Origin of the sequence: Thalassospira sp. UBA1131 (assembly GCF_002311515.1) — a bacterium.
In the GTDB taxonomy this organism is placed as follows: domain Bacteria; phylum Pseudomonadota; class Alphaproteobacteria; order Rhodospirillales; family Thalassospiraceae; genus Thalassospira.
Map to the genome: position 1 here is coordinate 12489 of NZ_DCAO01000081.1, position 10729 is coordinate 23217.

Annotated in this window: 15 protein-coding genes; 13 read left to right on the top strand and 2 right to left on the bottom strand. The window is 56.5% G+C overall.

Annotation, left to right across the window (positions count from 1 at the left end):
* The first annotated feature begins 98 nt into the window (after positions 1 to 98).
* The 13 genes from B3Z49_RS12335 to B3Z49_RS12395 all read left to right on the top strand — a co-directional run bounded on the left by B3Z49_RS12335 (position 99) and on the right by B3Z49_RS12395 (position 7875).
* The gene (locus tag B3Z49_RS12335; protein WP_296991228.1) at positions 99 to 1703 is read left to right on the top strand and encodes a hypothetical protein; all 1605 of its coding nucleotides are present in this window, start codon (positions 99 to 101) and stop codon (positions 1701 to 1703) included.
* Positions 1703 to 2203, top strand: a complete 501-nt coding sequence (locus tag B3Z49_RS12340) for a hypothetical protein (RefSeq protein WP_296991230.1) — start codon at positions 1703 to 1705, stop codon at positions 2201 to 2203. Before B3Z49_RS12335 ends, B3Z49_RS12340 begins: the two co-directional genes overlap by 1 nt.
* Before the next feature lie 243 nt (positions 2204 to 2446).
* Positions 2447 to 3682 carry an RNA polymerase sigma factor gene (locus B3Z49_RS12345; protein ID WP_296991233.1) on the top strand — a complete coding sequence of 412 codons (1236 nt, stop codon included), beginning with the start codon at positions 2447 to 2449 and terminating at the stop codon, positions 3680 to 3682.
* Between the two features lie 154 nt (positions 3683 to 3836).
* On the top strand, positions 3837 to 4160 hold the full coding sequence (locus B3Z49_RS12350) for a RebB family R body protein (RefSeq protein ID WP_008890488.1): 324 nt from the start codon (positions 3837 to 3839) through the stop codon (positions 4158 to 4160).
* A 232-nt stretch (positions 4161 to 4392) separates the two neighbouring features.
* The gene (locus tag B3Z49_RS12355; RefSeq protein WP_008890487.1) at positions 4393 to 4716 is read left to right on the top strand and encodes a RebB family R body protein; all 324 of its coding nucleotides are present in this window, start codon (positions 4393 to 4395) and stop codon (positions 4714 to 4716) included.
* Between the two features lie 234 nt (positions 4717 to 4950).
* Positions 4951 to 5286, top strand: a complete 336-nt coding sequence (locus B3Z49_RS12360; RefSeq protein ID WP_008890486.1) for a RebB family R body protein — start codon at positions 4951 to 4953, stop codon at positions 5284 to 5286.
* A 140-nt stretch (positions 5287 to 5426) separates the two neighbouring features.
* On the top strand, positions 5427 to 5723 hold the full coding sequence (locus B3Z49_RS12365; protein WP_296991240.1) for a RebB family R body protein: 297 nt from the start codon (positions 5427 to 5429) through the stop codon (positions 5721 to 5723).
* A 14-nt stretch (positions 5724 to 5737) separates the two neighbouring features.
* Complete coding sequence (locus B3Z49_RS12370) at positions 5738 to 6016, top strand: RebB family R body protein (RefSeq protein WP_008890484.1); 279 nt, start codon at positions 5738 to 5740, stop codon at positions 6014 to 6016.
* 41 nt (positions 6017 to 6057) lie between these two features.
* Positions 6058 to 6243: a hypothetical protein gene (locus B3Z49_RS12375; RefSeq protein WP_296991247.1), complete on the top strand. Its 186-nt coding sequence runs from the start codon at positions 6058 to 6060 to the stop codon at positions 6241 to 6243.
* Entirely contained in the window at positions 6240 to 6464 is a 225-nt protein-coding gene (locus B3Z49_RS12380; RefSeq protein WP_008890482.1) for a RebB family R body protein, read from the top strand. Before B3Z49_RS12375 ends, B3Z49_RS12380 begins: the two co-directional genes overlap by 4 nt.
* A gap of 86 nt (positions 6465 to 6550) precedes the next feature.
* Positions 6551 to 6874: a RebB family R body protein gene (locus B3Z49_RS12385; RefSeq protein ID WP_008890481.1), complete on the top strand. Its 324-nt coding sequence runs from the start codon at positions 6551 to 6553 to the stop codon at positions 6872 to 6874.
* A 58-nt stretch (positions 6875 to 6932) separates the two neighbouring features.
* Entirely contained in the window at positions 6933 to 7193 is a 261-nt protein-coding gene (locus B3Z49_RS12390; RefSeq protein WP_008890480.1) for a RebB family R body protein, read from the top strand.
* 85 nt (positions 7194 to 7278) lie between these two features.
* Positions 7279 to 7875: a hypothetical protein gene (locus B3Z49_RS12395; protein WP_296991252.1), complete on the top strand. Its 597-nt coding sequence runs from the start codon at positions 7279 to 7281 to the stop codon at positions 7873 to 7875.
* A 6-nt stretch (positions 7876 to 7881) separates the two neighbouring features.
* Here the strand turns inward: B3Z49_RS12395 and B3Z49_RS12400 are convergent, their stop codons facing one another.
* Together B3Z49_RS12400 and B3Z49_RS12405 are read right to left on the bottom strand one after the other, a co-directional pair.
* Positions 7882 to 9186 carry an adenylate/guanylate cyclase domain-containing protein gene (locus tag B3Z49_RS12400; RefSeq protein ID WP_008890478.1) on the bottom strand — a complete coding sequence of 435 codons (1305 nt, stop codon included), beginning with the start codon at positions 9184 to 9186 and terminating at the stop codon, positions 7882 to 7884.
* A 226-nt stretch (positions 9187 to 9412) separates the two neighbouring features.
* Positions 9413 to 10729 (bottom strand): ATP-binding protein (locus B3Z49_RS12405; protein ID WP_296991256.1); only part of this gene is annotated, 1317 nt, incomplete at its 5' end.

Consider the following 10729-nt stretch of genomic DNA (forward strand, 5'->3'; position numbering starts at 1 on the left):
CGTCTGTTTGCAAGGAACCGTTATAACTTCTTGCAGATCAGGGGCGGCATGATGGCGGCCCTTTTGAGTGTTGCAAGACACCATTGGGGAGTGCAGGCATGACCGATAGTGACGCGCCCAAACCAGCCAAGGCTTCGACCAAATCCAGCGACAATTCCGATAACGGGCAACCGTCTTCCGAGGCCGGTGCGGCAGACGCCGAAAACAATCTGCGCGAACCAACCGAAGCCCCGGACGCGATAAGCTCGGAGCAAGCAGCCGTTGACATGATGGCAGCGCTTTGCCGTGACTTTGGCCTGCCGGGCGTTGAGCAAGCCGCATCGGGCAGTCAGGCTCAGCCATCACAGCAGTCACAGCCAATGGAAACCGCGTTTCAGATCATTCAACGTTATCTGCTTGATGGCGGGACGTCATCGCCAACCCCAACAACCACAAGTGCGCCGACGGAAGGCTATACCAGCCCGCTTGAAAACATGGACCCTTGGTACAGTACTGATAGTGGTTCGACTGCCGCAAATACCCCGGGCAACACCACGGACGCGCAATGGGGCGTAACCACAATCCATGCGGACGGCAGCACAACCGACATGACCGGCCCCGTCATCCGTGATGACATGTTCCGCACCGCCATGCCGACCCTTCAGGGCAAGGCAGACACCACCGCCGATACGCCCGACTGGGCGATCAGCATGCAACAGGGCCATCCCCTGTCGCCGACCAAGACCAGTGCACAAACGGCCATCTCTGCGAAAATGCTGGCACCGGATGTGCCAAAATCCTTGTGCAAATGGTCCTTGCATGTCGGCCCATCAACAGATGCTCAGTCCGAACTTTCTGTTACGGCACCGAATGCGGCCCCGTCACAATTGCGCGCTCTTCTGTTTGATGCAATCGATGCCGATGGCGCCGCCCCCCAGATCTCCGAAGTACCGATTTATGGCGGCGCACCGCATGCCATCCATCTTGAACAGACGGTTGGCGCGACGGGGAGTGAATCAACCCCGGATGTGGCGTTGATCCGCCTGATCTTTGCCGATCGTGCGCCGGTGCCGATCCATCTGGAATATGTCGGCACCCTGCCAAGCCCGATCGTTGCGGGAAATGTGATGGTCGCCCCCAATTCCAGCATCCCGTTCTGGGTGCAGATCACCCCGCCCAGCGAAGGCGACAAGGGGGCCGGACTTGTTGTTCTGGTGCGCTATGAAGCCGAGACCAGCTTTGATGTCACCGCACAGTTGATGACCCAGGCCAGAACCAGCACCCCAACCGCGATCCTCAGCTGCAATGCCCAGCATGATCAATCGGCCTGCCGGGCTGCCAGCATGATCTCTGATAGCAGAGGACGGCTTGAAACCGGGTTAACCGGCCTGCCAACCGATCCCAATGCAGCCGATCTTGAAAAATACGGGTTCATCCCACCGGCCTTTATGCTTGATGCAGACACAAGCGCATCGGCATCAGCGCCGAGTTCATCGTCGACAACAGCAACAGCGAAAGCTGCGCCCACACCCACGCCGGCGAAATCCGGCGCAGCGGCAAAAACATCCGACCCGGGCGATGATGGTGACACCGACAACAGCGACAGCAGCAAAACCAGCAGCAGCAATGCCAAATCGTCATCGAGCTCAAGCAAAGGCAAGAACGGCAATAGTGACAACAGTGACAACTCTGGCAGCACTGGTAGCAGCAAAGGAGGCACCTGATGTCTGGGCAGGCGCAAAACGATGTAAGCACGGCAAGTGATCGCAAGGACGCGGTCCGGAAGGCGTTCAATCAGGAATATCTGGCAACCCAGCAGGCCATGGCGCAAGCCGCCGAACGGGCCCGCGCCCAGGTTCTTGATCAAAAGCAGACCATTTCCAATCATGCCGAAAACGTGAAATCCGGCGCACAGGCCCCGCAGCCCGCAGTCGGCAGCCAGCAAACAGGGCAAGCCAACCCACATCCTCAGGCGGCACAACAAGGGGCACCGCATATGGCATCGGATCCAAACATGCAGAACGGCCAGCAGGTCATGTTCGATATCGCAAATGAAATCCGCAACATCATCGCACGCGAGATTGACTTGCGCATGCAGGCCTTGTCCGAGAAGGTGGAAACAGCCCTTGCCGAAGCCTTCCCGCCAAGGGATCCGAAAAAGGAACAAAACCCCCAATCTTCAGGTCCCGCGCCCCAGCAAAAGACATCCGGCAAAAAGACCTAGCTTGATGTCTGCAACCGGGCATCGCCCGGAACAGGAACGGCAATAACAAGCGCATCAAAGCGCGACGATCTGTCCCCAACCTATCCTCAGCCCGCATTGCGACGGCTGCGCCGTTGCGCACGAAAACACAACCATAGGATGTATAGAAACTTTTATTCACAATTCTTTTGCGGCTACGTCATAATGATTACCGAAAAACTTAATCAGCCTATGGTTGCATTCAATCAACCGGAGGGGTCCATAGTGCAGAACGAAAAGAACAGTCCGCAGGATGAGGCAACCCTGACAGAAGCCGAGATCAGCTTTGCCAAAAGTCTTGAACAAAGCTTGTCGCTGGCGTTGGGTGATGATGACAAGGTGACGTCAATCTGGTCCCGGTTAAAACCCGAACAAAGGGCGCGCATTGCCGAAGATTATCTGGCAAAGCTTGCCGCGGCCGACGACCCCGGAGATCAAGAATCCGATCAAAAGGCCGGTCACGACAGATTGACGCCCCCGGCAAGTAGCGCCCTTGATGCACGCGCCATCATGCAATCGATGGCGCCAGCGGTAAAACCGACAAAACTGGCAGACACCCGCCCCGCCGCAACCGCAAATCCCGGCACGGCAACAAACCAAGGCCAGCCACGATACAGCCCGCCGCCCGGTTACCCGGCAGACTTCAACCCCCTGGCAGGCTTCCCGGGTCTTGAACCATCGCGGAGCGGCCCGAGCCCCGAAGACATCATTGCCGGTGCGCTTGGCACGCCTGGCGGCACACCGACCGACCCGCTTGATATCCTGCGTGGTCTTGTGCCGGGGGCAGAAAGCCCGACATTGCGCCAACCGGTGCCACATATGCCGGTCCCGCAAACGCCTACAGCACCGGGGACACCAAATGCCCCCGATGAAGGGCAATATTCCCCCTCGCATTCCACGCCGCAAACGCATCCGCAACCGGATGCCGATTTGGGCCCGGCGGCGCCGAATTTCTGGCCGTTGTGGATTGATCAGCAAGACACGCTTTTGAAGCAATGCCTGAAACTGATGTCGGGCAATATGGATGATGCGCAAGATGCGCTGTCCGAGGCGATGGTCAAGGCATCGACCAAATTCGAAGAATCGATGGATGAAATCCGCAACCATCGCGCCTGGTTATCGCGCATTGTCCATAACGCCTGCATTGATTTGCACAGGCAAAACCGGCGCAAGGCGGAATACCGCGAAGAAACCCACGGGGCTGCCGACACACCGGCATCCCCGATGACAGCGCCGATCACACCAAGCCCCGAGGAATCTTATCTCGCTGGTGAAAAACTTGATCAGCTGGAAGCGGCTCTTCTTGAGATGCAGGAAAAACTGCGCAAGCCGCTTTTGATGCGCTGTGTTCAGGACCGCACCTATGACGAGATTGCAGCGGCCCTGGGCTTAAGCAACTGCGCAGTGCGCAAACGTGTTCAGCTGGCCCGCGAACACCTGAGGGCTTCGGGCATTCAATAAGAATACGTGCGTAAAAAAAACGACCAACTCGCAAAAAAGACGCGTCACAACGATACACCACCAGCGTCGATAGACTGAAAACGGGACGGCGAAACCCCGACAGAAACACAACAGCAAGCAGCACACCGCAAAGCGTAACGAAGGAGACTTTACAATGGCGATTCCGACCCCGGTAAATGGTCAGATCACTGATGCAGTCACCCAGGCTAACGTGAAAGTTCTGGGCGACGCCCCGGCAATGGCAATGGGCTCGATCTTCCAGTCCCTCGCACATTCCACCGGCATTCTTTATGAAAACGCCGTCAGCGCACAGCAGCAGATCGGCATCACCTCGCAGGCCGCAACCAACCAGGGCGTCATCCAGATCTATTCGGTCGACACGATGGCAGACTCTGTTGCGACCTCCAAAATTGCCAAAAGCGACGTTCCCGACAACATGCTGTCGCTTCTTACCGCTCTTCAGGCAACCAAGGGCTGATTCTCAAAACATCTTTGGCCCCAAAGCCAGTTTCAAATCGGGCGGTCGCAATCATCAGCGATCGCCCGATTTCATTTGGTCAAGACTACCTAAAACAATCCGTTCTTTTGCAAGGCCCTGCGTCACAAGACGCCAAGCCCCCCGTCATCTGTCTGACCGCAACACACGCAAAGTGGCTGGTTTGGAACATCTCTTCCTTCCAGCATTTCCCTAGGCAAACAGGAGATAAACAGTGGCTGATAACACTCCGCTAAATGGTCAGATCACAGATGCCGTGACCCAGGCGAACGTGAAAGTTCTGGGCGACGCCCCGGCAATGGCGATGGGTTCGATCTTCCAGTCCCTCGCACATTCGACGGGCATCCTGTATCAGAACGCCGTCAGCGCCCAGCAGCAGAACGGCATCACCTCGCAGGCCGCGACCAATCAGGGCATCCTGCAGATCTATTCGGTCGACACCATGGCTGACGCCGTTGCGACCTCCAAGATCGCCAAAAGCGATGTGCCCGACAATATGCTGACGCTTCTGACGACGCTTCAGGCAACCAGAAACTGATTTTGATCAGGGTTTCGGCCCGTCCAGCCAATATCACACCGGGCGGTCGTGTTGATCTGCGACCGCCCGTTTTCATTGTGGCGAAGGTTCTGCAAGCAATCCAAGTTTTTGCCTGCCCATCGTCACAAGACACCAAGTCCCCCGTCATCTGTCTGACCGCAGGACATGCGGAAAGGGTCGGTTCGGGGCCTTACGTTCCTTCCGGCACTTCTTTAGGTAACCAGGAGATACACAATGGCTGATAACACTCCGGTCAATGGTATGATTACCGACGCCGTCACCCAAGCCAATGTCGAGGTCATGGGTGATGCGCCGGCAATGGCCATGGGCTCGCTTTACCAGTCGCTGGCGCATTCTCATGGCATTCTCTATGAGAACGCTGTCAGCAGCCAGCATCAGGTGGGCATTTCCTCCCAGGCGGCCACCAATCAGGGCGTCATCCAGGTCTACTCTGTCAACACCATGGCGGGGGCCGTTGCGACCTCGAAACTCGCCGCAAGCGACGTTCCCGACAATATGCTTTCGCTGTTGTCGGCTCTTAAGGCCACGACCGGTACGGCCGTGTCCTAAACATCCCCACTGGTTTCGCCGCCAACCCCGCCCGGCATGCATGCGCTTGCCGGGCTTTTTCTTTCACAAATGCCCGCGCTCGGCGTCAAACCGATACGTAGCACTTCCGCCAGCCCATTCCTCCAGACAAGGAGACGGACATGCCATCGGCACCACCTGAGCAAGACGGCAAGAAATCCCAGCACCACACCGCCAGTCACCATGAAGATGATCATCAGTGCTCGGTTTCAGATCAGATCACTGACAGCGTTGCCCAGACCAATGTTGCCACGATGGGGGCTGGTCCAGGATTCGCCGCGTTGCAATCCATGATGGGTCAGGCGCAATCGCAGAACATCCTGATGGCGAACATGGTCTCGGCCCAAAAGCAAAATGCCATGATCGGCATGACGACCATGACCCAGAGCATTCTGCAAATGATGAAACGTCGTAGTTAATAAGGATCACCCCGATGAGCAATCCGAACGAAGTCGACGAACAAATTACCGACAGCGTCACCCAAACCAATACATCGGTCATTGCCAATGGCCCGGCGATGGGCGCGATGCAGACCTATCTGTCACAGGCCCAGGCACAGGGGATCCTGTTTGCCAACATGGTCAATGAACAGCAGCAACAGGCGGTCGCAAGCCTTGCAACCACCATGGAATGCGCAAAGGCCACCCTGTCGGTCCAGGACAACAAGCCAAATTTTTTTACGACACAGCAGACTGGGACGAAGGGGAAATAGCATCTTACGACGGCCTCGATGCGAAAGGGGATTCGGATACCGTGTCCCTCGAAGACGCAGATTCACAAGAATCCGGCGATCAGAAAGGTGAAGGTCAAGATAACACCGAAACCAGTTCGTGGCTTGGCCAGGCCGACCCAATGTTTATGGGGGATGGATCGGACTACAAGGAAAAGTTTGACTACGCCGCCAGCGCCAAGGGCGAACAGACAAAGGACGTAACATGAGTGATATCGTAAACCCGCAAGTTACCGATGCTGTCACCCAGACCAACGTCAAAATTCTGGGTGAAAGCCCGGCACAGGCGGTTTCCATGGCCATGCAGTCGCATTCACATGCCACCGGCCTTGCCATGGAAAACGCAACCCTGACACAAGGCAACATGCAACAGGTTGCCAATACAGCAACGTCAAAGCTTGTTGCCCTGATCACCGCCCAGGCGGGCTAGGCGCAACAGACTCTAATTGATCACAATCACGTCCGTGCGACGTCTAGAGATGTGCGGTCAGACCGATCGCTTTTTCGGAGGATAACATGGCAATTCCAACCCCGGTGAATGGTCAGATTACAGACTCTGTGACCCAGAGTGCGGTCAGTGTTCTTGGTTCCGCGCCTGCGAATGCGATGGGTGCGATTTACCAAAGTGCGGCCCATTCAACATCGATCCTGTTCCAGAACGCGGTTCAGGCACAGCAACAGGCATCGATGTGTTCGCAAGCCGCCACCAATCAGGGCGTGATGCAGCTTTATTCCGTCAACACCATGGCGGGTGCGCAGGCAACAGCCAAACTCGGCCGGTCCGACAACAGCGATGCGCTTTTGACACTACTCGTAATTTTGGCAGCAACCCGCCGCTAGGCACATGATCCGTCTGGTCCTGCCCGGACCAAATACGGTCAAAACATGAGGGCGTGAAATGGCAGACAACACCCCTGTAAACTCACAAATCACCGATGCAGTGACCCAGAACAACGTCAAGGTTCTGGGCGAAGCACCGGCACATGCCATGGGGCTTGTGTATCAGACGATGGCACATTCCATCAGTTTGTCGATGCAAAACGCCATGCAGACCCAAGGCGGCCTGCAGCAGATCGGCAACGCCGTCACATCAAGCGCCTGCCGTATGATCCTGGAAAGTACTGGCGGTGGCATGGGCGGCGGCAAAAGCGGCGAATAACGCGCTCGCAGATTTTATGGCTCCTGGCCCGTCCCGACAGAGATAATCAAACCGGTCTTTTGACCCGTTGCATATGAGGTTTTCGATGGCAGACGACGACGCAAAACAGAACGAAGATCCGAAAGCTGGAAACAAAGATCAGGGCAATGAGCCGGACAAAGCCGCGTCCCCCGCCGACAAGGATGGTGACGGCGACAAAAACGCCGCAGACGCCAAGGACGCGAAAGATGGTGGCGCTGCAAACGGCGATAAAAAGGCCGATGACAAGGATGATGCAAACAAACCGGCATCCCCATCTGATCCCGCAGCCCCGGACAATCCGCCGGGCACCCCGCCGCTCAGCACGGCATTGAACCCGCAGATCGTGCAAGCTGTCGGCACGACCAACCATGCGGTTCTGAACGGTGCGATCCCCGGTGCAAATGGTGTCGCCTATCAAAAGGTCGCCCAGGCAGCCGCCTATGCGGTGCAGGATTCCACGGATTATCTGCGCAACATCATGTCGATGGCCTCCGCCACCACCGGTGTCGCGATGCAACAGATGTTGGCCACAAAGGAAGTCAGTCCCTATTCCGAAATCATCGAGGCCGCAACCAAGGCCGTCGGCGACGCCCAGACAACCTTTTCCAAGGTCGGCACATCCGCCAGTTCGGTGGTGAAGGATTTTGATAGCCTCGCCTAAATAGGCTCAGGCGCTGCGCATCAGCTCGATACGGTGGCAGGTCTCCGAGAAATCCGGGGCAAACAGTTTAAGACTGACACCCGTCCCCTGAAGTTCATAGGCGCCCATTTCCTCTGTCGGGCAGGAAATGAACCGGGCAACGGTCGAACTGACCAGAACACGCCGACCAAGTTGCTTGGTAAGCTGTTCGATGCGGGCTGCTTCGTTTGCCGCCTGCCCGACCACGGTAAAATCGACACGCTCCGACACACCGACATTGCCGTAAATCACTTCCCCGACATGCATGCCAAGGCCGTAATCGAATGGCAGTTTTCCGACTTCTTCGCGCCGCGCATTTAGCGCATCGATGTTCAACTGGGCCTCAGCCGCGGCATAAAGTGCTGCGTAACAGGCGGTTTCAAGATTGGTTTCGTCTTCATCAATCGGGAAAATCGCAAGCGTCGCATCCCCGATATAGCGCAAAACCTGCCCACCGTGCTTAAGTACGGCACCGGCTGTTGCGCCGAAGAAATCATTCATTTCGCCCAGGAACGCATCATCACCGACATGGGTCGCAACCGAGGTCGAGTTGCGCATATCCGAAAACCAGATCACTGCACGGGTTTTGGTGCTGTCGCCCAGTTTGATCTGACCATTGCGGACACGTTGCCCGGCATCAGTGCCAAGATAGGTTTCCAGAATGGTGCGGGTTTCTTCGTGGTTGATGCGCATTTTGCATGACACGGCAAAGCGGCGCTGAATACCAGACAGGATCGCCAGATCCTCGTCCGAAAAACCACTGGGACGCCGCGTCAGATAGGTCATGAAGATGCGGTTGCTATTGAGCGTGCTGTCGCTATCGGTCACGAACGGGGTCATCAGGGCGTAATAGTCTGTGCCCCGTTGGCGACGGAAAGTTTCAAGGATCGGGAAGTCGACAACCGCACTCGGACCAATAAGATGACGGCGCATGAAGCTTACATCACTATCAAGCATCCATTTCATCGGGCTTTCGGCCCAATCGCGATCCTTTTCGTCATCGCCCATATGGGTGGTACGCACAACCTGGCCGTTTTCCTTGGTCCAGATATAGGAAACACCTTCATACAGCGGATGCAGGGTCTTGAACGCGACCATGACGCGATCAATCGGGATTCCCGATGCGACCAGACGGCTGGCCATGCCTGACAGAAGTTCGCTGATGTCGGTATCATCAAGCGCACATTCCATCAGCCAGTCGTTAACAGAGCGCACAAAGCCACGCGCGGCTTGCGCGTTATTGGTTCCGGGAAGCGGGGTTACCACGCCGGATGAAGACTGGTTATTGGTCATGGGCACGCTCCGTCCGTTCGTCTGCTTGATTGTCGCACTGCCGTTGGTTCAAATCCAGACCCTAAATAGAACAGCAATGCAATTTAGCAATTATTGATTTGGAAACAGTGAAATTCCAGCCCACAAATGACTATTGGTCACCTAAAACGCAAGTCCCAACTGTCAAAAAACTGTCGCACTGTGTCAGGAGAAAAATCTTAAACCTTCGGACTGGTCGAAATCACAGCTATTGCGGCTGTGCCGGTGGCAGGTAAATACGCGCCAAAAGCCCGCCTTTCCGGGAGTCTTCAAGGTATATTTCGCCACCATGCGCCCGGACGGCGGTGCGTGCGATTGCCATCCCAAGACCAATACCGCCAGTATCACGATTGCGTGACGCTTCAATCCTGAAGAATGGTTCAAACACCTGTTCGCGCTGTTCGACCGGTATCCCCGGCCCGTCATCGGCAATTTCGATCCACAGGCCGCCGTCATCGGCATCACGCACCGCAACCTCGACCGTATCACCGAAGTTAAGGGCATTGGACACCAGATTGCCAAAGGCGCGCTTGATCGAAAGCGGCCGGCACGGATAAACCCGCGTGTCGACCTCGCCAACATATTTGATCGGACGACCGGTTTCCGCCAGATCCTCGACCGCAGATTCAACAAGGGCGGTCAGATCGATCTTGCGGGTTTCCTCATTCGCGGTTTCTTCGCGGGCAAAGGTCATCGCCGCTTCGACCATCTGTTCCATTTCATCAAGGGTTTCGATGATACGCGCACGGTTTTCCGGATCATCGACAAACTCGGCGCGCAGACGCAGCGACGTGATCGGCGTGCGCAGATCATGTGAAATGGCGGCCAGCATCCTTGTGCGATCCTCGACAAAGCGTTTGAGGCGTGCGGTCATCCGGTTAAAGGCCCTTGTGGCGCGTCTGATTTCAATCGGGCCGGTTTCAGGCACCGGTTCGGGATAATCCCCCCGCCCGACACGATCGGCTGCCTTTGTCAAAACGTCCCACGACCGGGAAATCCGGCGCGCCAGGAAGAAGGCGATCACGGCAATGACAAGCCCGGATGCCAGAACACGCAAAAGATTGTCGAACACAAACCACGGTGGCGAGACCACGCCGCCGATCATGGCTTCCAGCCAGACATCGGGCTCTGTGCCGGTTGGCTCCCCGTCCGGACCAAGGATCCTGATCGGCACAACAAGGCGCATCACCGGCGAGGTATCGCAATCAAACCGGTCAAGGTAGCGCAACGACCAGGGGGCGCGACGATCATCATCTCGGTCATCATCGCGATCATGATGGTCATCGTCGTGGCCGGATCGCTCCATACGGTCACGTTCCAGAAACGCATCCTTTTCACGCCGGAGTGTTTTACGTTCCGTCCAGCATTCATCCTCGGACAGGATTTCAACCCGCGCCGGGACACCGGTTTCAAGGTCCAGTGCCTCGTTCAAACGCTGGGTCAGCGTGTCCGAGGTAAATCCGTCACCGGAAACCACATCACTTTCCGGCACCAGTCGCAGGCGGTTTTGTGGTGATTGCGCCAC